This window comes from Janibacter endophyticus, assembly GCF_016888335.1.
Taxonomy (GTDB): Bacteria; Actinomycetota; Actinomycetes; order Actinomycetales; family Dermatophilaceae; genus Marihabitans; species Marihabitans endophyticum.
On the sequence record NZ_JAFEJG010000004.1, the window covers coordinates 622,541 to 646,511 of the forward strand.

Annotated in this window: 27 protein-coding genes; 19 read left to right on the top strand and 8 right to left on the bottom strand. The window is 72.0% G+C overall.

Annotation, left to right across the window (positions count from 1 at the left end; genetic code table 11):
* Window positions 1-66 precede the first annotated feature (66 nt).
* From JNO54_RS03035 to JNO54_RS03045, 3 genes are all read left to right on the top strand, one after another.
* The gene (locus JNO54_RS03035) at window positions 67-642 is read left to right on the top strand and encodes an NADPH-dependent FMN reductase (protein ID WP_204142561.1); all 576 of its coding nucleotides are present in this window, start codon (window positions 67-69) and stop codon (window positions 640-642) included.
* Window positions 643-769: 127 nt separating this feature from the next.
* Window positions 770-1,942 (top strand): LLM class flavin-dependent oxidoreductase, encoded by a 1,173-nt coding sequence (locus tag JNO54_RS03040; RefSeq protein WP_204142562.1) that lies wholly within the window; start codon window positions 770-772, stop codon window positions 1,940-1,942.
* Window positions 1,939-2,595: an FMN reductase gene (locus tag JNO54_RS03045; protein WP_204142563.1), complete on the top strand. Its 657-nt coding sequence runs from the start codon at window positions 1,939-1,941 to the stop codon at window positions 2,593-2,595. Before JNO54_RS03040 ends, JNO54_RS03045 begins: the two co-directional genes overlap by 4 nt.
* A 782-nt stretch (window positions 2,596-3,377) precedes the next feature.
* Here JNO54_RS03045 and JNO54_RS14885 read toward each other — a convergent pair.
* Window positions 3,378-4,895, bottom strand: coding sequence for a hypothetical protein (locus JNO54_RS14885; protein WP_204142564.1), 1,518 nt, complete (start codon window positions 4,893-4,895; stop codon window positions 3,378-3,380).
* Window positions 4,896-4,933: 38 nt separating this feature from the next.
* On the opposite strand from JNO54_RS14885, the gene JNO54_RS03055 reads away from it, so the two are divergent.
* From JNO54_RS03055 to JNO54_RS03065, 3 genes are all read left to right on the top strand, one after another.
* Window positions 4,934-5,590 carry a peptidylprolyl isomerase gene (locus JNO54_RS03055; RefSeq protein ID WP_204142565.1) on the top strand — a complete coding sequence of 219 codons (657 nt, stop codon included), beginning with the start codon at window positions 4,934-4,936 and terminating at the stop codon, window positions 5,588-5,590.
* A gap of 15 nt (window positions 5,591-5,605) precedes the next feature.
* A complete protein-coding gene (locus JNO54_RS03060) occupies window positions 5,606-5,941 on the top strand; it encodes an MGMT family protein (RefSeq protein WP_204142566.1) in 336 nt (111 codons plus the stop codon).
* A gap of 71 nt (window positions 5,942-6,012) precedes the next feature.
* Entirely contained in the window at window positions 6,013-6,693 is a 681-nt protein-coding gene (locus JNO54_RS03065) for a DNA alkylation repair protein (RefSeq protein WP_204142567.1), read from the top strand.
* Here the strand turns inward: JNO54_RS03065 and JNO54_RS03070 are convergent.
* The 3 genes from JNO54_RS03070 to JNO54_RS03080 form a co-directional block, all read right to left on the bottom strand.
* Entirely contained in the window at window positions 6,690-8,186 is a 1,497-nt protein-coding gene (locus JNO54_RS03070) for a DHA2 family efflux MFS transporter permease subunit (RefSeq protein ID WP_307818036.1), read from the bottom strand. The genes JNO54_RS03065 and JNO54_RS03070 overlap by 4 nt on opposite strands.
* Before the next feature lie 66 nt (window positions 8,187-8,252).
* A complete protein-coding gene (locus JNO54_RS03075) occupies window positions 8,253-9,596 on the bottom strand; it encodes an HNH endonuclease signature motif containing protein (protein WP_204142568.1) in 1,344 nt (447 codons plus the stop codon).
* 31 nt (window positions 9,597-9,627) lie between these two features.
* Entirely contained in the window at window positions 9,628-10,065 is a 438-nt protein-coding gene (locus JNO54_RS03080; RefSeq protein ID WP_204142569.1) for a hypothetical protein, read from the bottom strand.
* A gap of 113 nt (window positions 10,066-10,178) precedes the next feature.
* On the opposite strand from JNO54_RS03080, the gene JNO54_RS03085 reads away from it, so the two are divergent.
* Both JNO54_RS03085 and JNO54_RS03090 read left to right on the top strand, forming a co-directional pair.
* Window positions 10,179-10,619, top strand: coding sequence for a hypothetical protein (locus JNO54_RS03085; protein ID WP_204142570.1), 441 nt, complete (start codon window positions 10,179-10,181; stop codon window positions 10,617-10,619).
* Window positions 10,609-10,932, top strand: a complete 324-nt coding sequence (locus JNO54_RS03090; RefSeq protein ID WP_204142571.1) for a transcriptional regulator — start codon at window positions 10,609-10,611, stop codon at window positions 10,930-10,932. The genes JNO54_RS03085 and JNO54_RS03090 overlap by 11 nt, the downstream gene beginning before the upstream one ends.
* A 330-nt stretch (window positions 10,933-11,262) precedes the next feature.
* Here JNO54_RS03090 and JNO54_RS14360 read toward each other — a convergent pair whose 3' ends face one another.
* Window positions 11,263-11,493, bottom strand: coding sequence for a hypothetical protein (locus tag JNO54_RS14360; protein WP_233703162.1), 231 nt, complete (start codon window positions 11,491-11,493; stop codon window positions 11,263-11,265).
* Window positions 11,494-11,502: 9 nt separating this feature from the next.
* Here JNO54_RS14360 and JNO54_RS03095 point away from each other — a divergent pair, with 9 nt between their 5' ends.
* Entirely contained in the window at window positions 11,503-12,414 is a 912-nt protein-coding gene (locus JNO54_RS03095) for an ABC transporter ATP-binding protein (protein WP_307818037.1), read from the top strand.
* Window positions 12,411-13,997 carry an ABC transporter permease gene (locus tag JNO54_RS03100; RefSeq protein ID WP_204142572.1) on the top strand — a complete coding sequence of 529 codons (1,587 nt, stop codon included), beginning with the start codon at window positions 12,411-12,413 and terminating at the stop codon, window positions 13,995-13,997. The genes JNO54_RS03095 and JNO54_RS03100 overlap by 4 nt, the downstream gene beginning before the upstream one ends.
* A gap of 814 nt (window positions 13,998-14,811) precedes the next feature.
* Here the strand turns inward: JNO54_RS03100 and JNO54_RS03105 are convergent.
* Complete coding sequence (locus JNO54_RS03105; protein WP_204142573.1) at window positions 14,812-15,513, bottom strand: nitroreductase; 702 nt, start codon at window positions 15,511-15,513, stop codon at window positions 14,812-14,814.
* Between the two features lie 2 nt (window positions 15,514-15,515).
* Window positions 15,516-15,725: a hypothetical protein gene (locus JNO54_RS14365; RefSeq protein WP_233703163.1), complete on the bottom strand. Its 210-nt coding sequence runs from the start codon at window positions 15,723-15,725 to the stop codon at window positions 15,516-15,518.
* A gap of 101 nt (window positions 15,726-15,826) precedes the next feature.
* Between JNO54_RS14365 and JNO54_RS14890 the strand changes: the two genes are divergently transcribed.
* From JNO54_RS14890 to JNO54_RS03155, 9 genes are read left to right on the top strand one after another with little or no spacing between them, the layout of a single operon-like run.
* Window positions 15,827-17,077 (top strand): YncE family protein, encoded by a 1,251-nt coding sequence (locus JNO54_RS14890; RefSeq protein ID WP_204142574.1) that lies wholly within the window; start codon window positions 15,827-15,829, stop codon window positions 17,075-17,077.
* A gap of 16 nt (window positions 17,078-17,093) precedes the next feature.
* The gene (locus tag JNO54_RS03120; protein WP_204142575.1) at window positions 17,094-17,999 is read left to right on the top strand and encodes a diacylglycerol/lipid kinase family protein; all 906 of its coding nucleotides are present in this window, start codon (window positions 17,094-17,096) and stop codon (window positions 17,997-17,999) included.
* Window positions 18,000-18,026: 27 nt separating this feature from the next.
* Window positions 18,027-18,587, top strand: coding sequence for an RNA 2',3'-cyclic phosphodiesterase (gene thpR / locus JNO54_RS03125; RefSeq protein ID WP_204142576.1), 561 nt, complete (start codon window positions 18,027-18,029; stop codon window positions 18,585-18,587).
* A gap of 9 nt (window positions 18,588-18,596) precedes the next feature.
* On the top strand, window positions 18,597-19,544 hold the full coding sequence (locus JNO54_RS03130; RefSeq protein ID WP_204142577.1) for a phosphatase domain-containing protein: 948 nt from the start codon (window positions 18,597-18,599) through the stop codon (window positions 19,542-19,544).
* 9 nt (window positions 19,545-19,553) lie between these two features.
* Complete coding sequence (locus tag JNO54_RS03135; protein ID WP_307818038.1) at window positions 19,554-20,480, top strand: pseudouridine-5'-phosphate glycosidase; 927 nt, start codon at window positions 19,554-19,556, stop codon at window positions 20,478-20,480.
* A complete protein-coding gene (locus tag JNO54_RS03140) occupies window positions 20,477-21,352 on the top strand; it encodes a carbohydrate kinase family protein (protein WP_204142578.1) in 876 nt (291 codons plus the stop codon). Before JNO54_RS03135 ends, JNO54_RS03140 begins: the two co-directional genes overlap by 4 nt.
* A gap of 21 nt (window positions 21,353-21,373) precedes the next feature.
* Window positions 21,374-22,132 carry an SDR family oxidoreductase gene (locus JNO54_RS03145; protein ID WP_204142579.1) on the top strand — a complete coding sequence of 253 codons (759 nt, stop codon included), beginning with the start codon at window positions 21,374-21,376 and terminating at the stop codon, window positions 22,130-22,132.
* Window positions 22,132-22,659 (top strand): hypothetical protein, encoded by a 528-nt coding sequence (locus JNO54_RS03150; protein ID WP_204142580.1) that lies wholly within the window; start codon window positions 22,132-22,134, stop codon window positions 22,657-22,659. Before JNO54_RS03145 ends, JNO54_RS03150 begins: the two co-directional genes overlap by 1 nt.
* Before the next feature lie 26 nt (window positions 22,660-22,685).
* Window positions 22,686-23,375 carry a VOC family protein gene (locus tag JNO54_RS03155; RefSeq protein WP_204142581.1) on the top strand — a complete coding sequence of 230 codons (690 nt, stop codon included), beginning with the start codon at window positions 22,686-22,688 and terminating at the stop codon, window positions 23,373-23,375.
* Here JNO54_RS03155 and JNO54_RS03160 read toward each other — a convergent pair.
* Window positions 23,372-23,941, bottom strand: coding sequence for a TetR family transcriptional regulator (locus JNO54_RS03160; RefSeq protein WP_307818039.1), 570 nt, complete (start codon window positions 23,939-23,941; stop codon window positions 23,372-23,374). The two genes, JNO54_RS03155 and JNO54_RS03160, sit on opposite strands and share 4 nt — an antisense overlap.
* Window positions 23,942-23,971 lie beyond the last annotated feature (30 nt).

Consider the following 23,971-nt stretch of genomic DNA (forward strand, 5'->3'; position numbering starts at 1 on the left):
GAGGATGCCGGTACGGTGGTAGTTGATCAATCAACTAACCATCAAGCTCTCAGGGAGCAGCAGCGCATGAAGATCGGCATCATCATCGGGTCCATCCGCGAGGGGCGCGCCGGCCAGGCCGTCGCCGAGTGGGTCAAGGCCGCCGCGGACGAGCGTGAGGGCGTGACCTTCGAGCTCGTCGACCTGCGGTCCTTCGACGTCCCGCTGCTCACCTCGGCGACCGTGCCCGGCATGGCGAACCGTGAGTACGGCGACGAGCGCGTGGCCCGGTGGAGCCAGGCAGTCGACTCCTACGACGGCTTCGTCTTCGTCACCCCCGAGTACAACCACTCGGTCCCCGGCGGCTTCAAGAACGCCGTCGACTCGCTCGGCCCCGAGTGGCAGGGCAAGACGGTCGCCTTCGTCTCCTACGGCGCCGACAACGGCGTGCGCGCGGTCGAGCACTGGCGCACCGTCGTCGCGAACTTCTCGATGCACGACGTCCGTCAGCAGGTCTCGCTGAGCCTCTTCACCGAGCTCGGCCAGGACGGGCTGACCCTCGAGGACCGCCGCGCCGGCGAGCTCGAGACCCTCCTCGACCAGCTCGTCGACGCGACGCGCAGGTACGTCCTCGCCGACCAGCTCACGGGCGCCCCTGCCTGAGCGCCCTGCCCGTCCGGCCGGGCGAAGGGGGATGCCGGCGGGGTATTGCCTCCGCGGCTTGGTTGTTGGTAAAGTTGAATCATCAATTAAAAACGATCTCCACACCACGTAGCCTGAGGAGCGGGTCATGCAATTCGGAATCTTCACCATCGGCGACATCACGACCAACCCCACGACCGGGCAGACCCCGACCGAGCACGAGCGGATCAACGCCTCCGTCGCCATCGCCAAGAAGGCCGAGGAGGTCGGGCTCGACGTCTTCGCCACCGGGGAGCACCACAACCCGCCCTTCGTCGCGCCGGGCAACCCTCCGGTCCTCCTCGCGAGCATCGCCGCCCAGACCGAGCGCCTCCTGCTCTCGACCGCGACCACCCTCATCACGACGAACGACCCGGTCCGCCTCGCCGAGGACTACGCCTACCTCCAGCACCTCTCCGGCGGCCGCGTCGACCTCATGATGGGCCGCGGCAACACCGGCCCCGTCTACCCGTGGTTCGGCAAGGACATCCGTCAGGGCATCCCGCTGGCGATCGAGAACTACCACCTGCTACGCCTGCTCTGGCGGGAGAAGAACATCAGCTGGCAGGGGCAGTTCCGCACGCCGCTGCAGGGGTACACCTCTACGCCCTTCCCGCTCGACGACGTCGCCCCCTTCGTCTGGCACGGCTCGATCCGCTCCACCGAGATCGCCGAGCAGGCCGCGTTCTACGGCGACGGCTTCTTCCACAACAACATCTTCTGGAACATCGAGCACACCGCCGGCATGGTGAACATGTACCGCCAGCGCTTCGAGCACTACGGCCATGGCGCCGCCGACCAGGCCTTCGTGGGCCTCGGCGGGCAGGTCTTCATCGCGGAGACCGAGGCCGAGGCGAAGCGGACCTTCCGCCCGTACTTCGACAACGCGCCGGTCTACGGGCACGGACCCTCGCTCGAGTCCTTCTCGCAGCAGACCCCCCTCACGGTGGGCACGTCCGAGCAGGTCATCGAGCGCACCCTCGGCTTCGCTGACGCGGTCGGCGACTACCAGCGCCAGCTCTTCCTCATCGACCACGCGGGCCAGCCGCTCGACATGGTCATGGAGCAGATCGAGATCCTCGGCACGCAGGTCGTGCCCGTGCTGCGCACCGAGTTCGAGCGTCGCCGTCCGGCGCACGTGCCGAGCGACCCGCCCACGCACACCTCGCTCGTCGCGCAGGGCCCGGACAGCCCGCACCGCAAGGTCATCAGCTCCCCCGTGGCCGAGGCCGAGATGGCCGAGGCGCGTGAGGGCGAGACCGCCGGGGCGGGTGCCCGATGAGCCGCAGGGTCGTCGTCGTCACCGCCGGGCTCTCCCAGCCGTCGAGCACCCGCCTGCTCGCTGACCAGCTGGCCACCGCCACCGAGGCGGCGGTCGGCGCCCGAGGCGAAGGGGTCGAGATCGAGGTCATCGAGCTGCGCGAGCTCGCGGTCGAGATGGCGCAGACCCTCGTCTCCGGCAACCGGCCGACGCCGGGCGTCGTCGCCGCGCACGAGAAGATCGCCTCGGCCGACGGGATGATCGTCGTGACGCCGGTCTTCACCGCGAGCTACTCGGGCCTCTTCAAGATGTTCGTCGACCTGCTCGACCCGCAGGCGGTCGACGGGATGCCCGTCGTCGTCGCGGCGACGGCGGGGACGCCTCGGCACTCGCTCGTGCTCGACCACGCGCTGCGGCCGCTCTTCACCTACCTCCACGCGGTCGTCGTGCCGACGGGTGTCTTCGCGGCCACCGACGACTTCGGGGGTGGCGAAGGGGGCAAGAGCCTGCAGTCCCGGGTCAACCGGGCCGCCGCCGAGCTCGCCGCGCTCGTCGTCAAGGACCGCACGATCGAGGGCTTCGTCCCGGCCGAGCGCGACGCCCGCAAGCAGGCGCACCGGCTCGACGCCCCGACGGGCTTCGCCCAGCTGCTCCGCGGGCACGACGGCAGCTGACTCCGAGCGCCGCGGACGCTCCCTTCGCCTGGCCCCGCCCAGCCGCGCCTCAAGATCCCTTCGCCTACCCATGCCCAGTGGCCGCAATCCGCGCCGGATATCGGCCACTGGGCATGCGCCGGGAAACGCGCTGCCAACCGACGGGAGCCTCTCGGTCGTCGGTGAGGATGTCGGCGACACCGCGCCGGGAGGATGACCCTGAGGATCAACCGCGTACGGGTGACCACCACGACGATCGCCGCGCTCGGGCTGCTCCTCGCGGGGTGCGGTGGACGACCCGGAGGACCCAGCCGGACAGCAGCGCGCCGACCGCCACCCGCCCGCGACCACGCCGTCCGGCGTGATCACGGGCGAGGCGGACGGGACGCCGAACCCGCCGTTGGGGTGGTGCGTCGTACGCCGCCCGTCGTTAGCATCGAGAGCACGAGGCGCACCGTGGCGCCCCCGACACAGGAGGCCGTGATGGCCAGAGAAGCTGGAGACCACTACCGCTGCGACAGCTGCGGAGCCGAGATCGTCTACGAGAAGCCGTGCACGTGCTCGGACGGGGACACCCACGTCGAGACCTGCTGCGGCCAGCCCATGAGCCGGGCCTAGCTGTACCCCTTCGTCGGGTCGCCGGTGACCTCGGTGAGCCCGAGCACGCCACCCGCTCCGAGGAGCGTGGGCAGCTGCCGCGCGGTCGCGCATCGTCGCGAGGTCGAACTGCAGCCCCTGGTCGACGAGCTCCTCGTCCTGACGGGGGAGCACCCGACCGCCGAGCCTGCGCGGGCCGCTCAGGGTCAGCCTCGGACCCGCGCCGCCAGCCTCGACGGCAGGCCCGCGACGGCGGCGACACCGAGGGCGGTCTTCGGCTCGTAGCCCGCGCGCCACAGCCCGCCGTGCGCGGCCGCGTCGGAGAAGAGCTCCTCCGGGTGCGCCCGCTGCGGCGCCGGTGCCATGAGGTCGCGGACGAGCAGCGCCGCCATGAGCGGCCGCACCGTCTCGGGCCGGAAGATCTCGATGCCGAAGTGGTGCGCCCCCGCGTACGCCGCGCCGAGCACGGGGTTCTTCACGACCGACCGGGTCCACGTCGCCGGGGCGACGTTGAAGGACACCCGCTGGCCGCCCCCTTCGGCCGTCACACCGCGCCAGCGCTGCAGCCGCTTGGCGATCGCGTAGTTCGGGCCCTGCTGGGGGATGAGGACGTCGGCGACGCCCTGAGAGTCGTCGGGCACGCCCCGGTAGGCGGGCTCGAAGAGCCGACCACGACCGAGCAGGCGCGCGGGGGCCTGGGCGCTGCGCGTACGGCGGCCGCGGTCGCGCCAGCGGCGGTGCGCCTCGGCGACGACCTCGGGCGGCACGACGAAGGAGTCGGTCGGGGTGGCCAGCCACGCGAGAGCCGTCTGCGGGTCGTCCTGGGTCAGCGCGTCCATGAGCAGGTCGGTGGCGGCGCTCACGCGGACGTGGACCCCCGAGTCGGCGTAGGCGTGCATGCCGACGGCGAAGGGGGAGCCGTCCCGCTGCCGCCGGACCCAGTCGAGCACCTCGGCGGGCTGGTGGACGACGTCGGCGCCGGAGTCGCCGTGCTCGTCGACGGGGAAGCTCAGGGTGCCGGCCAGCCCCGCAGCCAGACCCTTCTTGTAGCGCCACGCCCGGGAGCGGGGGAGGTCGATGGCGAGGACGTCGACGCCCCAGGCGAGGAGCGGCTCGAGCGGTCCCATCTCGGAGCCGGCCCCGATGAGGAGCACCTGGCGCTCGGGCAGGGCGAGCCACTCGGGGTGGGCGACGACGTCGCGGATCGCGTCGACGAAGCTCGGCTCGACGACCCCCGCGTCGACCCATCGGTCGAGCTGGGCAAGGAGCGTCGGGCCGGAGAGGTCGCGGCCCTCGTAGGGGACGGTCAGGTCGGTGACGGGCGCCCCGGTGCCAGAGACCGACTCGGTGGCAAAGGGGGTGAAGCGGCCCCACCCCCGTCGGGTCGAGTGGCCGGCGCCGCCGGCCGGGTGGCCGAGGTCGACGTCGGTGAGCGGGGTCTCGCGGCCCTCCGCGTCGACGAGGACGAGCCGCTCCCGCATCGAGGCGAGGCCGTCGCCGGCGATCTGACGGGCGGCCTCGGGCGAGGTGGCCGACGCTGCGGTGACCGCACGCACGTGGTCGACGTAGTCCTTGCGCCAGTCGCGGGAGGTCGCGATGCGACCCGCGAGGTCGGGGTCGACCCCGGCGACGGAGTCCGCGAGGATCCCGCGGGTCGCAGGGGTCGTGGGGCGACCGTCGCCCTCGGCGGGGAAGTGGATGCCGGCACTCGTCGTCGAGCTCATGCACCTCATCCTGGCAGCCATCTTCGTAGACTCCCCGCATGCGTCGCACCCTCGCTCTCGCCGTCCTGCCCGCGCTCGCCGTCACGCTCGCCGCGTGCTCCGACGACTCGCCGGAGAACCCGACCGGCGCCACCCAGTCCGGCAGCACGGTCGAGTGCCCTCCCGAGGGCGGGGTGGAGGAGCCGGTGCAGGCCTTCGACGCGGCGCCGCCGATGTGCATCGACGAGTCGAAGACCTACACCGCCGTGATGACGACGGACGCCGGCGACATCACCATCGAGCTCGACGCCGAGAAGGCCCCCGCGACGGTCAACAACTTCGTCGTCCTGTCGCGCTACGGCTTCTACGAGGGCGTGACCTTCCACCGCGTCATCCCGACCTTCATGATCCAGGGCGGCGACCCGACGGGTCAGGGCAACGGCGGGCCGGGCTACCAGTTCGACGACGAGCTCCCGGGGGCCGGCGAGTACGAGGTCGGCTCGATCGCGATGGCCAACGCGGGCCCGGACACCAACGGCTCGCAGTTCTTCATCGTCACGGGCGACGCGGGCGTCGGGCTGCCGCCGAAGTACAACCTCTTCGGCAAGGTCACCGACGGCATGGACGTCGTCACCGCGATCGAGGAGGACGGGTCGGACTCAGGCCTCCCGGAGACCACCCACACGATCGAGAAGGTCACGATCAGCGAGGGCTGAGCGAAGGGGGACGCCGTGGACGATCTCGTCCTCGAACGGGTGCTCCGTGCGGTCGAGTGCGTCCCGCGGGGGCGCGTCGTGTCGTACGGGGACATCGCGGCGCTCGTCGGGATCGGCCCGCGGCAGGTCGGCTGGGTGATGCGGCACTACGGCAGCAACGTGTCGTGGTGGCGGGTCGTCAACGCGTCCGGGGACCACGCGCCCTTTCATCGGCAGCGGGCCTTCGAGATCTGGGCGGACGAAGGGATCGAGGTCAAGCCGAACCGGCTCGGCTGCCGGATCCGGGACTACCGCGCGGACCTCGGCGAGCTCGCCGCCGCCCACGCCCGAGCCTGCGCGGACCTGCCGTGACCTTTATCGGATAACCCGATAAAGGTCCCTCGGACCCGACAACTGTTCCCGGGTTCGAGACACTTTGTCGGGTGGAGGTCGACGGGGAGCTGCAGCGGGTGGTCCGTGCGGCGCTCGCTGCCCACGCGGACCCGGAGCGCGCGGCGGCGCAGCAGCGGTACATGAGGTCGGCGATGCCCTTCTACGGCGTGCCGCTGCCCGTGGTGCGAGGGGAGGTCCGCCGGGTCGTCGGGGAATGGCCGGGTCTCCCTGCCATCCGCCACCTCTGGGACGAGGCAAGCCACCGCGAGGAGCGCTACGCGGCGATCGCGATCCTGCGACTCCCGGTCTGCCGCCCGTGGGTGCGCGATCCCACGACGGGGTACCTCGACCTGCTGCGTCACCTCATCACCTCGGCGGCCTGGTGGGACCTCGTCGACGAGATCGCCTCGCACTGCGTCGGTGACCTCCTCCGCGCCCGCCCGGAGGTCATGGCGCCGGTCCTGCGCGAGTGGTCACGAGACCCGGACCTCTGGCTGCGCCGGACGGCGATCATCAGCCAGCTCGGCTCGAAGGAGCGCACCGACCTCGACCTGCTGGCGTACGCGATCGAGGGCAGCCTGCAGGACCCGGACTTCTTCGCGCGCAAGGCGATCGGGTGGGCGCTGCGTCAGTATGCGCGGACCGACCCTGAGTGGGTCCGCGCCTTCGTCGACACGCACCGCAACCGGCTCTCTCCCCTGTCGGTCCGCGAGGCGCTCAAGCACCTCTAGCTGCGCTGGTGCTTCATCCGCTCCAGCCCTGCTGCGGCCAGCGCAGCGACGACGAGCACCGCGGCGGGCAGGAGCATCGACTCGGCGAAGGCCTGGGACAACCCGTCGACCACCCCCGGTGGCAGCGACTCGAGACCGGCCGCACCCCCTTCACCCATCGTGACCTCCCCGCCGGCCGGCCCGAGGTGGGCCGCCAGCCGGGCACTCATCAGTGCTGCGATGGCCGCCGACCCGATGACCGAGCCCACCTGGCGGGTCGTGTTGTAGACCCCCGCCCCGGCGCCGGCCAGGCGGACAGGGAGGTTGCGGTTGGCGGTGGTCGCAAGCGGGCCCCAGATGAGCGCGCCAGTGACGCCGACGAAGGTGATGACCGTGACGATGAGCCACATCGGGCTGTCCGGGGTCATGAGCGCGACGAGCGCGAAGAGCGTCACCGCGAAGCCCCCCAGCCCGATCGTCGGGAGGATCCGGGGGTGGAGCCGGTCGATGAGCCGGCCGACGGGGCCGGCGAGGACGATCGAGGCGATCGACTGCGGCACGAGGACGAAGGCGGCCTCGGTGGGGGAGAGCCCGCGGACGGTCTGCAGCCAGACGAGCATCGGGAACATCATCGCGTTGATCGCCAGGCCCATGAGGGTGATGGAGACGTTGGCGAGGGAGAAGTTGCGGTCGCGGAAGAGGCCGAGCGGCACGAGCGGCTCCGGCTGGACGCGGGACTGCCACCAGACGAAGACGGCGAGCAGGACGAGGCCGACGGTGAGCAGGAGCGGGATGGAGATCGGGCCGGCGATGGTGCCCCAGTCGTGCTTCTCGCCCTCCTGCAGAGCGAAGACGAGGCTGAAGAGGCCGACCGCGGAGAGCGCGACACCGACCCAGTCGAAGGAGTGGGCATGGGTCTGCAGGTCGGGGACGAGCCGGAGCGCGGCGACGAACCCGGCGATGCCGACGGGCACGTTGATGAAGAAGATCCACTCCCAGCCGACGCTGTCGATGAGCAGCCCGCCGAGCAGCGGGCCGACGAGGAAGGCGACGCCGCTGACGGCTCCCCAGAGCGCCATCGCCGACCCGCGTCGGTCGACGGGGAAGGTGCGGGTGATGACCGCCATCGTCTGCGGGGTCATGAGGGCGGCACCGAGCCCCTGGGCGACACGGGCGAGGATGAGCTGCTCGATGTTGCCGGCGAGCCCGCACGCGAGCGAGCTGAGGGTGAAGACGACGAGCCCGGCGAGGTAGATCTTCTTCGGGCCGACGAGGTCACCGAGACGCCCCGTGATGAGCAGCGGCACTGCGTAGGCGAGCAGGTAGGCGCTCGTCACCCACAGCACGTCCTCGATCGGCGCGCGGAAGTCGCTCATGAGCGCAGGCGTCGCGATGGAGACGATCGAGACGTCGACGAGGATCATGAAGAACCCGACGATGAGCGCCCACAGCGCGGGCCACGGGTTCTCCGGGCCTTCGGCCGAGCGCGAAGGGGTCTGAGGTCGGGTTGTCACGGGGAGACGCTACGCCGGGACATACCTCTGCAGCCCACCCGGTCGGTGGGTTGCGGGGCGTGGTCGCTACAGGTGCCAGGTCACGCCTGTGGCGGTGACGGTCGCGGTGAGGTCGCGGTCGTGGACCAGGGTGTGGTGCCGCTGGCAGAGGAGCGCTGCGTTGTCCAGGCTAGTCGGGCCGCCGCGGGACCACCACACGACGTGGTGGGCGTCGCACCACTGCGGGGGCATCGTGCAGCCCGGGTAGGTGCAGCCGCCGTCGCGGTGCCAGATCGCTCTGCGCAGCGCGGGCGTGTAGAGCCGCACGGCGGTCCCGAGGTCGAGGATCTCGCCGGCGCTGCCGAGCACGACCGGGATGACCGCGGCGTCGCAGGCCATCCGGCGCACGACATCTGGCGGGAGCACGTCGCCTGTCGCGGTCACCCCGGCGAGGTGCTGCGCCCCGCGGCCCGCGGTGAGGCTCGAGCCGACGCCCGGGATCGCGTCGGCGAGCGCGGCGTAGGGGATGGTGACGAGGACCTGAGCCTTCTCCGTCTTGGGCGCCTCGCCGGGTGACGACACCCCGCGCCGCACGATCTCGACGAGCGCGTCCGCCCTCCGCTGGGTCGCCGAGCGCTCGTCGAGCGTCCCGTCCTCGGCGGGCACCGGCCGGGAGAGCGCATCGATCGCGGCATCGAGGATGGCGGCGCCCTCGGGGTCGAGCGTCACCCGGTAGCTCGTCGTGCCGGCAGGCCCGGCGCTGCGCTGGAACATCCGCGCCGCCCGCGACCGCCGGTGCTCCCGGTCGAGGTCGGCGACCGGCTTGAGGAGCCGACCTGTCTTCGTGATCGCGACGGCCAGCTCCTTCTCGGTCAGCCCCTGGACCCGCCCGCCACGCGGACCCTCGGCCTCGTCGCGAGCCCCCTCGAGCAGGACCCCCATGTCGTGGGCGAGCATCTCGGGGTCGGCCACCTGGGCGACCTGGGTGTGGAAGCGGGCCAGCTGATCAGCCTTGCCGAGCGGCAGGTCGCCGACCACGAACGCCTCGACCACCTCAGCCACCTCCGACCCGGCACCGCTCTCGGTCACCAGCGCTGCCGTCCGCGACCCGGCCTGCGCCACCCGGAGCACCTGCGCCACGTGCCGCGGTGGGGGTGCGGGGGCCCGCTGCCCCTCGGTCCGAGCCACCCAGTCGTGGGCTCCCCACCCAGCCGCCTGGGGGAGGCCACGGCTCACCCCTTCGCGCGTGAGCGCCACCTCGGCGACCTCGAGGAGGTGCCGGATCTCGCCGACCATGCCCAGACCATCGGCGACGCCCGCGTCGCTGAGCGACCACGTCGACGCCGGCTCCCCGGCGGCCAAGGAGTCGAGCGCGCGGCCGAGCGCCTCGGGGAGGGTCGCTCCCCTCGTCTCGCCCGCCGTCGCTGCCATAGATAGAACATACGTTCGACCACCGACAGCGTCAGGGGAGCGGTCCCCTGCCCGGCGTGTCGACCGGCCGCGTCGCCGCCCGCAGACCTAGCCCCTGCTGCAGCCCGGTGGCGACCGCCTCGATCGCCTGCCCGCTCTCCGCCCACGAGCCGGCCTCGCCGTCCCAGACCGGCGTCCACCCGTCGCGGACCTCGATCTGCCAGGCCCTGCCGAAGATCACCCGGCCGAGGACCATGAAGGGTAGGAGCACCAGGAGCAGGAGGAGCTCGAGCAGGGCGATGCCGACGACGATGAGCCCCGGGAGGATCAGGACGAGGAGCACCAGTCCGATGATCATGCTGATCGGGTCGTCCCCGAGTTCGCTGCCGGTGGGGAGGTCGGGACCGGAGTCGGCCTTGACCCGGCGGCGCCACGGCAGCCACCGTCTCGACACCCGCCACGTCTTCCCCTGCGGGTCGACCACCTTCATGCGTGCAGGGTAAGGCGCCCTACGGGAGGCCTTGGCGGTGGCGGGCTGCTCAAGACTTTCTGTCTCGGCAACAGACTTGACTTACCACTGGGTTGAGTAATTCACTTTCCTACATGGAAAGCAACAACTTCGCCCGCGACTCCCTCGCCGCGATCGAGGCTGACCGCGCCGCACTGGCCGACCGCACCCGGATGCCGACCTGGTATCACGCCCTGGTCGGGATCACCTCCGCTGCGCTCGTGCTCCTGGGCCTCGTGCCTGACGGGTGGTCGAACCTCGCGATGCCGGTCGTCCTCGCCGTATGGGTCGGTCTGATGCTCTACCCGCCGCGCCGATCAGGGGTGGCCATGAGCTCGTGGTCCGTCCCGGTGGTCCTGCTGGCAGTGGTCTTCCTCGTCGTCCTGATCGCCGTCATCGTCCTGGCCAACGTCATCTCCGCAGAGGCGTCGGCGTGGTGGCTGCTCGCCCCGGCGTTCCTCGCCTTCGCCGCGGGGTGGGGCCTCAGCGTGGCCAGCGAGTGGCTCGTCCAGCGGGAGCTGACCCGTGAGCGCTGAGCGCGCCGCCTTCGACGAGACGATCCACGCCCCGGTGCGGCTGCGGATCTCGGGGCTGCTGCGGGGCGCGGAGAAGGTCGACTTCGCCGTGCTGCGCGACACCATCGGCATCTCGGACGCCACCCTCTCCAAGCACCTCAAGGTGCTCGCCGATGCCGGCTACATCACGACGACGAAGGCGCGCTCGGCCGCTCGCAGCGACGCCCGTCGGCTCACCTGGGTGTCCCAAACGGCGCAGGGGAGAGCCGCCTTCGACGGTCACGTCGCCGAGCTGAGACGGATCACCGGCGAAGGGGGCTCGCTCGCCCCGTGACCCGGGACGCGGACTACTTCTCGGCGCTCGCGTCGTGAGGCATGACGATGACGGGGCAGCGTGCCCGGGTGACGCACTGCTGGCTCACCGAGCCGAGCAGCGGTCGATGAGCAGCTGGAGAGCTTCGACGGGAGTTGTCGCGTTTCCCTGCCGAGCGAGGTAGCCGGCGTACACCTCCCCGAGCAAGTTCTGGCTGAAGCTCGAGACCAACGCGGCGTAGGTCAGGGCCTGCAGGTGCACCCTTGCGTCTCGCCCTCGCTTGAGCTCCACCACGATCAGCGTGCCATCGGCGTCCAAGGCAAGTAGATCGAGCCGCTCGCTGGCGGAGTCTCAGGACGTCGAGCTCCATCGCCCGAACTGACGATCCAGGATCAGCACGTTCTCACCCAAGATCTCTGGATGATCCACGATCCATTGCTCGAGATGCTCGACCTCCCGCAAGTGGCTGTCAGCGAGCGAAGTGGGCTTCAGCGAGATGGAGTCGGCCCCGACAACGGAGAACAGGTGCGCCATTTCTTCAGCCAAGCACACCGGCACGCCACCGACGAGGCAGAGGAGCACACTGGACCCGTGACCCCTTCGCCTGTCATCGAGACCCACGACCTCGTCAAGACCTACGGCTCCACCCGGGCCCTCGACGGCCTGGACCTCACGGTCACCGAGGGCGAGGTCCACGGCTTCCTCGGCCCCAACGGCAGCGGCAAGTCCACGACCATCCGCGTCCTCCTCGGCCTGGCCCGGGCCACGAGCGGGACGGCCCGGCTCTTCGGACGGGACCCGTGGCGAGACGCCGTCGAGCTGCACCACCGCCTCGCATACGTCCCCGGCGAGGTCACCCTGTGGCCGGGCCTCTCGGGCGGGCAGTGCATCGACGTCCTCGGCCGGGCCCACGGCGGCCTGTCCGATACGCGTCGCGCCGAGCTCATCGACCGCTTTGACCTCGACCCCACCAAGCGTGCCCGCGACTACTCCAAGGGCAACCGGCAGAAGGTCTCCCTCGTGGCCGCGCTCGCCGCCGACGTCGATCTGCTCCTCCTCGACGAGCCGACCTCCGGCCTCGACCCGCTCATGGAGGAGGTCTTCCAGGAGTGTGTCCGCGAGCGGCGCGAGCAGGGCGTCACCGTCCTCCTGAGCAGCCATATCCTCGCCGAGGTCGAGGCGCTCGCTGACCGCGTGAGCATCATCCGCGCGGGTCGCGCCGTCACCACCGGCACCCTCGCCGACCTCCGCGAGCACACGAGCACCCACGTCCACGCGGTTACCGACCGCCCCGCCGACCTCAGCGGCATCCCCGGCGTCACCGAGCTCACGACCGGCGATGCCGACGGACGTTCTGAGATCCGTTGCCACGCAGATGCATCCGCGGTACCGCTCGTCGTCTCCCGCCTCCACGAGGGCGGAGTCCGCAGCCTGACGATGACCCCGCCGAGCCTGGACGACCTCTTCCTCCAGCAGTACCGGGACGAAGGGGTGCAGCCGTGACCTCGTTCGCCGGGACCGGGTCGATGGCCCGGGTCCAGTGGCGCACGGGGTGGAAGGGGATCGTCGGCTGGGTCGTCGGGCTCTTCGCGGTCCTCGCGATGTCGGCCGGTTCGATCGCCGCGCTCTACGACACCCCGGAGAAGCTCCGCGGATACGCGGCCTCGGTCTCCGGGGGCGCGATGGCGATGCTCTCCGGCCGGGTCGCCGGGCTCGAGACCCTCGGCGGGGTCCTCGCGAACGAGTTCAGCTTCGTCATCGCCTTCTTCGTCCCGATCATGGCGCTCGCGCTCGTCGTCCGGGCCACCCGACGCGAGGAGGAGGCCGGCCGTCTCGAGCTGCTCCTCGCCTCCCGCATCGGCCGGCTGGCTCCGCTCGCGGCCGCGCTCCTCGTCACGCTCGCCGCTCTCGTCGGGCTCGGCGCCCTGACCACCGCGACGATGATCGGCCTGGGCGCCGACGCCGGAGGCGCGATCCTCTACGGCGCGGGCGTCTCGGCGCTGGGCGCGGTGCACGCCGGTGCGACCGCGGTGCTCGCCCAGGTCTTCCAGAACACGCGCTCCGTGTGGGCATCTGGGCTCGCGCTCGTCGTCGTCTCGTACATCCTCCGGGGCATCGGCGCGATCCAGGAGAGCTGGGTCATCTGGACCTCCCCGCTCGGCTGGCTCGACGAGATCCGCCCCTTCGGGGACGCCCGTGCCTGGCCGCTGATCCTCTCGGCAGCCACCGCCGCCGCCCTGGCCGCGCTCGCCCTCGCCCTCTCCGCGCGCCACGACGTCGGCGCCGCCCTGCTCCGTCCCCGTAAGGCACCCGCCCGTGCCTCGACGACGCTGCGATCCCCCTTCGGCCTGGCCCTCTACGAGCACCGCGGCCCGATCCTCGGCTGGCTCCTCCTCTCCGTCGTCCTCATGGGCGTCTACGGCGGGCTGACCAAGGAGGTCATCGCCGCACTCGAGGCCAACCCCGACCTCACGGACTTCATCGGCAGCGGCGGCGGCGAGCAGATCCTCGACCGGATCGAGGCGATGTTCGTCCAGATGCAGGCGATGCTCGCCGCGGCGCTCGTCATCCAGGCCGTCGGGTCCCTCCGCAAGGAGGAGGACGCGGGGCGCCTCGAGATGCAGCTCGTCGAGGGCCGCAGCCGCCTCGCCTGGCTCGCCGTGCACGTCCTCGTCGTCACGGTCGGCGCCGTGATGACCCAGCTCCTCGGCAGCCTCGTCCTCGGCTGGACGACGGGTGCGGTCCTTGACGAAGGGGGATGGGTCGGCAAGCTCCTCGGCGCGGGCGTCGCGCAGCTGCCGGTCGTCGTCTTCTTCATCGGCCTGTGCGTCGCCCTCCTCGGGCTGTGGCCGAAGGGGAGGCCGCTCGCCTGGGTCGTCTTCGGCCTCGCGGCCGTCATCGCGTGGATGGGCCCGGGGATGGACCTGCCGCAACGGGTGATCGACGCGTCACCCTTCGCCGCGGTCGGCGCCGTACCCGCGGTCGAGGCCGACGTCACCGCGGCCGTCGTGCTCACCGTGCTCGGGCTCGCCCTCCTCGTCGCGGGCTTCGTCGGCTTCCGCCGGCGCGACGTCCCGCGCGGCTGAGGTGCGCGCCTGACGCTCGGCCCGCGCGGCGGCGTTGCGCTTGCGGCGCTGGTACTCGCTGATCGCGAGGACGATGCCGAGCAGCAGCGGCCAGATGAATCTCAGCGCCTCAAGGATCGCTCCCAGCCACCCCGGCAGGGTGATGTCCGGCCACGGGACCGACAGGTCGGGCCAGGGGATCGACGGCAGGTCGATGTCCGGCCATGGGATGCTCGGCAGGTCCGGCAGGGGCAGGTCGAGCTCCCAGTCCGGCAGCAGCCGGGACAGGATCGGGATGAGCGCCGCGATCGCGATCGGGACGAGGATCTTGCCCGCGCCGCCGATGATCTCGTCGAGCGAGGCGAGCACCGGGTGGCGCACCGCCCACTCCTCGCGCTTGGCTGCCCTGCTCCCCGGCTCCGGGTCGAGGTCCGTGCCGCCGGAGCCGATGAGCGCCTTCGTCGACGCCGTGTCGTGGTCACCCTCGAAGTGCGTCACCCGCCGCGGCCGACCCCCGCCCGTGAACCGCGCCTTGATCGCCCCGAGCTCGTCAGCGAGCGCGTGATCCTTCTCGGCGACCAGCTCGAGGTTGTCGTCGGCGACGGAGGACCGGTCCGCGATGCGCTCGCCGTCGACCCACCAGATGGCCTTGTTCGTCAGGCCCGACGTGCTCGTCTCGACCCGGTGCAGGCGCCCGTCGATCTCGAGCTCCCACACCTGCGGGGCGTCGATCTCGACGGCCGTGGTCTCGTCCTTCGTCATGGCATCGACGGTAGGTCTGCCGACCCGAAGGGGGCGACCGACCGGGGTATCGACCGTCCCCTACCTGGGTCCCTCAGTCGAGCCAGGTGACGGACTCCGACAACGGTGCCCGGTCGCTACGCCAGCCGTTGACCGGTGCGGACTCGTCGGCGTACCCGATCGCGAGCCCGGACCAGAGGATGAGCTCCTCGGGCGGACGGACGACCTCGGCGACGAGGTCGTGCTGTGCGCTCCACGCCTCCTGCGGGCACGAGTCGAGCCCCGCCTCGCGGAGCAGGAGCATCACCGACTGCAGCCAGATCCCGAGGTCGCCCCACTGCGGGCGCCCCATGCCCCGGTCGACGTAGAGCATGAGCCCGACCGGCGCGCCGAAGAAGTCCCAGTTCCGCGCGAACTGCCCCAGTCGCGCCGGCTTGTCCTCCCGCGGGATCTCCAGCGCCGCGTAGAGCTGCTCGCCGTTGGCGAAGCGCCGCTCGCGGTAGGGCGACCACAGGCTCGGCGGGTAGATGTCGTACTCGACCGGCGGGGCAGGCGGACCGTCCCCGTCGAGCCGCTGGGCGACCTTCGCCCGGAGCAGCGCCATCGCCTCGTCGCCGAGCACGTAGACCCGCCACGGCTGGAGGTTCCCGCCGGAGGCAGAGCGCTGCGCGGTCTCGAGGACCTTCTCGAGGACGGCCCGGCCGACCGGTTCGTCGGTGAAGGCCCGCACGGACCGTCGCGACGCGACCGCCTCGCTGACACTCATCCCTTCGTCCCGGCTCGTGAGGATCTCCATGGTCAGTCCTTCCGCTTGCGCCGGACGTAGAGCTGCTTGCGCACCCGGGCGACGACCTCGCCGCCCGTGTCGACGATGTCGGTCTCGCACCAGTGCAGCACCTTGGACCCGTCGGCGGCCCGGATCCCCGCGCCGAGATACGGCGGGTAGCGAGAGACGGCGCGCCGCAGGAGGGCAGGTCGTCGAGCCATCCGGGCGAAGAGCGAGGGCATGACCGCATCCTTGCAGCGCACCCGTCGGTGCGCCTCCGTGACCCCCTGCGACCAGCGTCCTACCGTGACCAGAACCCGCAATCCGCCGAAGGGGCCCGTTCGTGTACGTCAACACCGACCCGCTCTACGTCCGGCGCCGTCGCGTCGCGCTCGGCCTGGCCGTCGTCCTCGTCCTCGTCCTCGTCCTCGTCGGGCTGGTCCAGCTCGCGTTCGGCGGCGGTGACGAGGCCGCCGAGGCGGCCCCGGCAGCGGTGCACGCCCCAGCGCAGGACGACGCGGTCGAGGTGGCCGCGCCGGCCGTGCAGCCGGCGGCGGAGCAGGGGGAGGAGGTCGGCACGGCGGACAGCGAGCTCGTCAGGATCCAACGGATCACCGGTGGCCTCACGCCGAAGTCGGTCGTCGCCTCGCCGGGCGGCCTGGTCCTCGCCCACAACATGATGTACAGCCACACCATCACCGCCTACCGGGCGGACGGTGCTCGGGTGCGGACGATCTCTGACGCCCTCGACCTGGCCGACCATGGCGTGGAGGGGCACCCCGGCACGAGCAAGGGCGCGCCGGTCGAGGGCGCCTTCAGCCCTGACGGACGCACGGCGTGGGTGAGCCAGTACTCCATGTACGGCACGGGGTTCGAGCCCGAGGGTGCCGACGCGTGCCGGTCGGCCAAGGGGATCTCCAACAGCTACGTCTACGAGGTCGATGCGCAGAGCTTCGAGATCCGCCGCGTCGTCGAGGTCGGAGCCGTGCCGAAGTACGTGGCCGTCACACCCGACGGGAGCTCGGTCCTCGTGACGAACTGGTGCTCGATGGACCTCACCGTCATCGACACGCAGACCGCGAAGGTCACCAAGACCATCCCCCTCGGCGGCCTGCACCCACGGGGGATCGCCGTGACCCCGGACAGCGGCACCGCCTACGTCACGCTCATGGGAGCCGATCGGACCGTCGCGGTCGACCTTGGCGCCGGCACGGTGCGGACCTTCGTCGACACGGGCGACAAGCCGCGGCACGTCAACCTCTCGCCGAAGGGCGACATCCTCTACGTGACGAACTCCGGCGAGGCGACGGTGAGCAAGGTCGAGACGGCGACCGGCAAGGTCCTCGCCGAGGCGAAGACCGCCGCAGACCCGCGCTCCACCGCGATCTCCCCGGACGGCTCGGCGCTCTACACCGTCGAGTACGGCGCGTCCCGGGTGAGCAAGATCCTCACCGAGGACATGAGCGTCGTTGACTCCGAGGCCACTGACGGCCTGCCTATCGGCGTCGCCTACGAGCCCACGAAGAAGCGCATCTGGGTGGCGTGCTACAGCGGCTCGATCATCGTCTTCGACGACTCGCGCGCCGCGGCCTGACCCGTAGCCTGGCGGGGTGCAGGTCGCCCTCGTCGTCAACCCCTCGAAGCGGCGCTGGCGCGCGACCGTCGGCCGCGTCGAGGCGGCCTGCGCAGAGCGTGGCTGGCCCGCACCCGAGGTCCTCGAGACGACCGTCGCCGAGACCGGCGCTGCCCAGGCGGCTGCCCTGGCGAAGGGGGGAGCCGCCCTGGTCGTCGCAGCCGGCGGGGACGGGACGGTCCGCTCCGTGGCCCACGGGCTGGCCTCCGAAGGGCCGGGGGCGCTCGCCATGGGCGTCGTCCCGCTCGGCACGGCCAACCTCTTCGCCCACAACCTCGCGATCCCGACCCGCCCGGACGTTGCGGTCCGGGTCGCCCTCGACGGGCGAGCCCGCCCCGTCGACCTCGGGCTCGCCCGGCTCGGCGACGACGAGACCGAGCACCCCTTCCTCGTCCTCCTCGGCATCGGTCACGACGCGGCGACCGTCGCCGCCACCCGCGACGACCTCAAGGACCGCATCGGCTGGCCCGCCTACGTCCTGCCCGCCGCCCGGCACGCCCTCTACCGCCCGGTCCCCGTCGAGCTGACCCTCGACGACGCGCCGCCGCGGACCATTCGTGCCTGGAGCGTCCTCGCCGCGAACTGCGGCCGCGTCCGTGCCGGCGTGCGCATCGCCGCCGGCGCCGAGATCGACGACGGTCTGCTCGACGTCATGGAGGTCACCGTCAGGCGGCCCGACCAGTGGGTGCCCATCGCGGCGAAGGGGGTGCTCGGGTGGCGCCGTGACGTCCCGGGGCTGCGCACCACGCCCGCCCGCTCGCTCGAGGTCGTCGTGCCGCGCCCCCTGCACGTGCAGCTCGACGGCGACATCCTCGGCCAGGTCACCCGCGTCCGCGCCCGCGTCGTCCACCACGCCCTCGCGGTGATGACCCCCGAACGCTGACACCTCCTCATGCGGTAGGACGGGGTCATGGGTCAGCGGATGTTCGTCGCGGTACGGCCGCCGGAGCACGTCGTCGAGGACCTCGAGGAGTTCCTCGAGCCGCGGCACGCGGCGGCTGACTTCCCCTTCGTGCGCCCGGTCCAGTGGCACCTCACCCTCGCCTTCATGGCCTCGGTGAGCGACCGCGCGCTCGCACCCCTCGAGGAGCGGCTCGCCGACGCCGCCGGCCGGCACGCCACCTTCGTCGCATCCCTCGGCGGAGCCGGCGCCTTCCCCGACGCACTCCGCGCCAAGGTCCTCTGGCTCGGCCTGGCCGACGGCGAGGAGGACCTCACCGCGCTCGCCGCCCACGCTCGGACCGCCTGCGAGATCAGCGGGGCGCCCGTCGACGGTCAGCGGTTCGTCCCGCACCTCACCCTCGCCCGGGTGCGCCGGCCGATCGAGGGGACCCGTTGGCTACGGGTGCTCGACACCTACCGCGGCCCGACATGGACCGTCGACCATGTCGACCTCGTCGCCAGCCACCTGCGCGACGGCCGCCATCCGCGGCACGAGGTCATCGCGACGTTCCCCCTCGGCGCCCCCTAGCCTCGAGGCATGACGGAGCAGACGGACCGCCTGGTCGACGAGATCCACCGGCTGCAGGAGGGCTGGACCCGCCGGCACGAGGAGGAGCGGCTGGCCGAGATCCTCACGAGCGTCGAGGGCCTCGAGCTCACCGAGCTGAAGAACGCGATCAACCGCCGCGACGACCACCACGACCTCGAGGAGCTCGTCTTCGGCGACATCGACGACGAGTCGACCCGCGAGCGCATCCTCGCCCACTTCGCCTCTGCCGCAAACGATCTCGGCCGGGTCGGGGTCAAGGTCCTCTCGGACATCGACGACACCGTCTTCCCGATGATCCACGAGCGGCGCTACCCCCGCGGGCACACGCCGGTGCCGGGCGCGCTCGCATTCCTCCAGGCGCTCGACGACGGCCCGGTCGACAACCCGCTCTCGCGTGGCGACCTCACCTTCGTCACGGCGCGCCCCGAGGTCGCCTTCGGCCTCGTCGAGCGCTCCAGCAAGGACGCTCTGCGCAAGGCGGGCATCGCCTCGTCGTCGATCCTCGCCGGCGGCCTGGCGCACCTGCACACCAAGGACGCGATGGCCGACGGCAAGCTCGCGAACATCTCGCACTACCGCCAGCTCTTCCCCGAGTACGGCGTCGTCTTCGTCGGCGACTCCGGGCAGGGTGACGTCCTCGTCGGGCAGCGGGTCCGCAAGACGCACCCCGAGGCGTGCCCTGCGGTCTTCATCCACGACGTCGTCGCTACCCCCCTCGAGGAGCGGACCCGCCTCGCCGGGCTCGGGATCCACATCGTCGACACCTATGTCGGAGCGGCCACCATCGCCCACGGGCTCGGCCTCGTCTCGGGCGAAGGGGTGACACGCGTCGTCGACGAGACGATCTCCGCGCTCGACGAGGTCGCCTGGGAGGACCCGCAGCAGGAGGCGGCGACCCGGCAGCTCGTGCTGCGCGACGTCGACGGCAGCCGATAGCGTGCGGGGGTGACGACCTCTCCCGCTGCCATCCACGTCGGTGACCACGTCCGGGAGGCGCTGGCCGCCGGGCGGCCCGTCCTCGCGATGGAGTCGACGATCTTCACCCACGGCCTGCCCCGGCCCCGCAACCTCGAGGTCGCGCTCGCGGCAGAGGAGCAGGTCCGCGCCGCCGGCGTGACCCCCGCGACGATCGGTGTCGTCGCCGGTCGCCCCGTCGTCGGCATGACCGCCGAGGAGATCGAGCGGCTCGGCAACGACGACGACGTCATCAAGGCGTCGGTCCGCGAGCTCCCCGTCGCCCGCGCGACCGGGGCGAGCGCCGGGACCACGATCGCGGCGACGACCTACCTCGCGCACGCCGTCGGCATCCACGTCTTCTCCACCGGTGGCCTCGGTGGCGTCCACCACGGCGCCGCGAGCAGCTTCGACGAGTCGGCCGACCTGGTCGTGCTCTCGCAGGTGCCGATCGTGCTCGTCTCCTCGGGTGCCAAGGCGATCCTCGACATCCCGGCGACGCTCGAGCGTTTCGAGACCCTGTCGGTGCCGGTCGTCGGCTACCGGACGCTGCGCTACCCGGGTTTCTACGTCCACGACTCCGGCTACCCGCTGAGCCAGCAGGTCGACTCGCCGGAGCAGGTCGCGACGATCTACCAGGCCTCCCGCGACCTCGGGCTGAGCTCCTCCGTCCTCGTGGGCAACCCGATCCCCGAGGCCGACAGCCTCGACACCGGTGTCCTCGACGAGGTCATCGAGCGGGCCTGGGCGTCGGCCGACGAGCAGGGCATCCGCGGTCAGGCGACGACGCCCTTCCTCCTCGACTTCATCCAGCGCGAGACCGGCGGCGCCTCGCTCGACGCCAACGTCGCGCTGTACCGCAACAACGTCGCCCTCGGCTGCGAGATTGCGACGGCCCTGGCCGGCCGGCCCGGGTGACCGGGGTCCTCGCCGTCGCGGGCGACCTCGTCGAGGACGTGGTCGCCCACACCCGCGAGCCGTTGCGCATGGGCAGCGACGCGGCCGCCACCATCACCCGTCAGCGCGGAGGGTCCGCGGCGAACGTCGCGGCCTTCGCGGCCGCTGCCGGCGCACCCACCCGATTCGTCGGGTGCGTCGGTCCGGACGCCGCCGGTGACGGGGTGGTCGCCGACCTGGAGGCGAAGGGGGTGGACGCCCGGGTCCAGCGGCGCGGTCGCACCGGCACGATCGTCGTCGTCGTGGACGGCTCCGGGGAGCGCACGATGCTGCCCGACCGGGCGGCGTGCGCCCTGCTCGAGCCGGTCGAGGACAGCTGGCTCGCCGGTGTCGCGATCCTCCACCTCCCGCTCTACGGGTTCGACCACGGGTCGACGCCGGATGCATTGCGCAACATGGCCGTTCGCGTCCGGGATCAGGGTGGTCAGGTGAGCATCGACGTCTCCTCGACCCGGCTCGTCGACGTCCACGGTCCGGCCTGGGTCGACGGGCTCGTCGCCGAGCTACGGCCCACCTGGGTCAGCGCGAACGCCGACGAGGTGGGCGCACTCTCGCTGGACCGCGACGTCTGGCTGGCGCGACACCCCTTCGTCACGCTTATCGCCCGGGGCGGCGCCGACGCGACCCGTGTCCTGCGGCACGGCCACCCGACCCTCACCGTCCCCGTCGAGCCGGTCGAGGACGCGCTGGACACGACCGGCGCGGGGGACGCCTTCGCCGCGGGGTTCCTCACCGCCACCCTCCGGGGCGAGCCGACCGAGCCCGCAGTGCGTGCCGGGCACGCCCTGGCTGCCCGTGTCATCTGCGCCACCGGGGCGGATCTCGGAGGTTGAGGTCGCGCTAACCTCGCAGTCATGACCTTCACGACCTTCATCACCGGCGCCAGCTCGGGCCTCGGCGCCGAGATGGCGCGCCAGTTCGCCGCCCTCGGCCACGACCTCGCCCTCTCCGCCCGCCGCACCGACCGCCTCGACGCGCTCAAGTCCGAGATCCTCGCCGCGCACCCCGAGCGCCGGGTCGAGCTCTACGCCCTCGACGTCACCGACGACGACGCCGTCCTCGCGACCACGCAGCAGGTCAAGACGGACTTCGGCCACATCGACCGGGTCATCGTCAACGCCGGCCTCGGCAAGGGCGCGCCCGTCGGCAAGGGCAAGAACTACGCCAACCGCGAGACCCTCGTGACCAACGTCCTCGGCGCCTTCGCCCAGGCCGAGGCGGCGATGCAGGTCTTCCGCGAGCAGAAGAAGGGCCACCTCGTCATCATCAGCTCGGTGACCTCGGTCCGCGGCTTCCCCAGCTCGATGACCGCCTACGCCGCGAGCAAGGCTGCCGTCGCGAGCATGGGCGAGGGCATCCGCTCCGAGATGATGGGCAAGCCCGACCTCGACATCGACGTCTCCGTCATCTGCCCGGGCTACATCCGCTCGGAGATGAACGAGAAGGTCAAGCAGAAGGTCAAGTACATGGTCGACACCGAGACGGGTGTCCGCGCCATGGTCGAGGCGATCGAGCGTCGCAAGGCCAAGGCGTTCGTCCCCGCCAAGCCGTGGGAGGCGCTCGCCCGCGTCATGTCCGTCGCGCCCCTGCAGGTCGTCCGCAAGCTGATGTGATGCGCGACGGGGGAGACCCGGCCTGGTGGGCCTGGGCCGCGTGGATCCTCGGCGCCGGGGCCTACCTCGGATCCTTCGTCTGGGCGCTCGCCGTGCTGCCCGAGCGGGTCGTCGCGCACGTCGGGCCGGAGGGCGTCGACCGCTGGGGCTCGCGCACCGAGCACGTCGTGATGTCCGTGATCCTCGCGCTCGTCATCCTGCCCATGCCGTGGTTCTTCCGGTGGGCCGCGAAGCCCCCGGCGATCTTCCTCAACCTGCCGCACAAGGACTACTGGCTCGCCACCCCTGAGCGCGCGGCCGTCCTGCGACGGCGGGTCTTCGAGGACGGGCTGACGTTCACCGGTCTCACGGCCGGCTTCCTCGCGGTCGTCGTCCAGGTCGGGATCGTCCTCGAGACGCGCGACCCCGGCTCCGCCTCGGGCTGGATCATGCCCGTCGGGCTCGTGCTCTACCTCGTGGCGACGGTCGCCTGGGTCGTGCTCGTCTTCCTCCGGCACAGTCCTCCCGCAGAGGACCGGTCAGGCTGACCTGGGGGAGCGCCTAGCCTGGGGGCATGAGCCTGAGCATCGCCGGTGCCGTCGTTGCCTCCCCGGACGAGCGGGCTACGACCGCCGCGTGGGAGCGACTCGGCGTCACGCTGCCGGTCGACGTCGTCCCCGTCGACGAAGGGGTGGACGCCGGCCTCGTCGAGGTCGTCCTCGCCACCCCGGACGTCGCGGCCGCCGCGACCCTGCTCGGCCGTCGTGGGCTCGACGTCGACGGCGACCTCGTGACCATCGCGGGCGTGCGCTGGCGGCTCGCCGAGGCGACCACTCCCGACGCGGCCGGACCACCCCCTTCGGGGACCCTCCGTCGCGCCTCGGCGCACAGCCTTCGGCTCGACCATGTCGTCGTCTCCGCGACGGACGCGGCCCGAGCGGCCGCCGACTACGGGGCCCGGCTCGGTCTCGACCTCCGGCTCGACCGCGACACCGGACTCGGCTTCCGCGGGCTCTTCTTCCGCTGCGGGGACGCGGTCGTCGAGGTCGTCGTGCCGGACGCCGGGGAGGGGGCCGACGACCGGCGGGACGCCTACGCCGGGATCGCCTGGCGCAGCAACGACCTCGAGGCCGAGCGGGCTCGCCTCGCGGACGCTGGAGTCGACGTCTCCGAGGTGCGGCGGGGGCGCAAGCCCGGCACCGTCGTCGCCACCGTCCGCGACCCCGACCTCCACGTGCCGACGCTGCTCGTCGGCCCCGCCTAGCGGTCGAGCGCCTCCTCGGCGAGATCGGCGATCTCACCCTCGAAGTCCCGCGCCGCATACAGCCAGAAGGCCGCCCGCACCGCGCCGAGGACGATGAAGGTCGTGACCGCCGGCTCGGGGTCGACGCGGGGGTCGGTGCCGGACCGCTCGTACGCCGCGGCCGTGAGGGCACGTGCCGTCTCCGCCCCGTTGCCCATCGCCGCCGCCGAGATCGACGGCAGCTCGCGCGACACGGCGGCGCGCATCTGCCAGGTCTCCCGGTCCCGGCTCACCCGGCGGAGCTGCTCGAGGACGACGACGCGCAGGCCGTCCGCGAGCGGCTCGTCGGCGGGGCGGGCGAGGAGCGACCCGGCCAGCTGCTCGGGCAGCTGTCGGTCGACACCGGCGAGCGCGTCCTCCTTCGTCGGGAAGTAGTTGAAGAAGGTCCGTGGCGAGACTCCTGCCCGCTCGGCGATCCGATCGACGGTCGCCGCGGACACCCCTTCGTCCCGGACGATCTCGAGGGCCGCCCGGTGGAGGGCCGCCCGGGTCTCCCGCTTGCGCTGCTCTCTGCGCCCTTCGCTCACGCCGCCCACTGTAGGACCCGCGGGCAAAGT

What these genes read in the sequence shown, in the direction of transcription:
- JNO54_RS03040 (WP_204142562.1), top strand. Translation starts at nt 770, where the DNA reads ATGCAATTCGGAATCTTCACCATCGGCGACATCACGACCAACCCCACG.
- JNO54_RS03055 (WP_204142565.1), top strand. Translation starts at nt 4,934, where the DNA reads ATGCGTCGCACCCTCGCTCTCGCCGTCCTGCCCGCGCTCGCCGTCACG.
- JNO54_RS03045 (WP_204142563.1), top strand. Translation starts at nt 1,939, where the DNA reads ATGAGCCGCAGGGTCGTCGTCGTCACCGCCGGGCTCTCCCAGCCGTCG.
- JNO54_RS03085 (WP_204142570.1), top strand. Translation starts at nt 10,179, where the DNA reads ATGGAAAGCAACAACTTCGCCCGCGACTCCCTCGCCGCGATCGAGGCT.
- JNO54_RS03075 (WP_204142568.1), bottom strand. Translation starts at nt 9,596, where the DNA reads ATGGCAGCGACGGCGGGCGAGACGAGGGGAGCGACCCTCCCCGAGGCG.
- JNO54_RS03130 (WP_204142577.1), top strand. Translation starts at nt 18,597, where the DNA reads ATGACGGAGCAGACGGACCGCCTGGTCGACGAGATCCACCGGCTGCAG.
- thpR (WP_204142576.1), top strand. Translation starts at nt 18,027, where the DNA reads ATGGGTCAGCGGATGTTCGTCGCGGTACGGCCGCCGGAGCACGTCGTC.
- JNO54_RS03080 (WP_204142569.1), bottom strand. Translation starts at nt 10,065, where the DNA reads ATGAAGGTGGTCGACCCGCAGGGGAAGACGTGGCGGGTGTCGAGACGG.
- JNO54_RS03105 (WP_204142573.1), bottom strand. Translation starts at nt 15,513, where the DNA reads ATGGAGATCCTCACGAGCCGGGACGAAGGGATGAGTGTCAGCGAGGCG.
- JNO54_RS03145 (WP_204142579.1), top strand. Translation starts at nt 21,374, where the DNA reads ATGACCTTCACGACCTTCATCACCGGCGCCAGCTCGGGCCTCGGCGCC.
- JNO54_RS14365 (WP_233703163.1), bottom strand. Translation starts at nt 15,725, where the DNA reads ATGCCCTCGCTCTTCGCCCGGATGGCTCGACGACCTGCCCTCCTGCGG.
- JNO54_RS03155 (WP_204142581.1), top strand. Translation starts at nt 22,686, where the DNA reads ATGAGCCTGAGCATCGCCGGTGCCGTCGTTGCCTCCCCGGACGAGCGG.
- JNO54_RS03035 (WP_204142561.1), top strand. Translation starts at nt 67, where the DNA reads ATGAAGATCGGCATCATCATCGGGTCCATCCGCGAGGGGCGCGCCGGC.
- JNO54_RS03150 (WP_204142580.1), top strand. Translation starts at nt 22,132, where the DNA reads ATGCGCGACGGGGGAGACCCGGCCTGGTGGGCCTGGGCCGCGTGGATC.
- JNO54_RS14885 (WP_204142564.1), bottom strand. Translation starts at nt 4,895, where the DNA reads ATGAGCTCGACGACGAGTGCCGGCATCCACTTCCCCGCCGAGGGCGAC.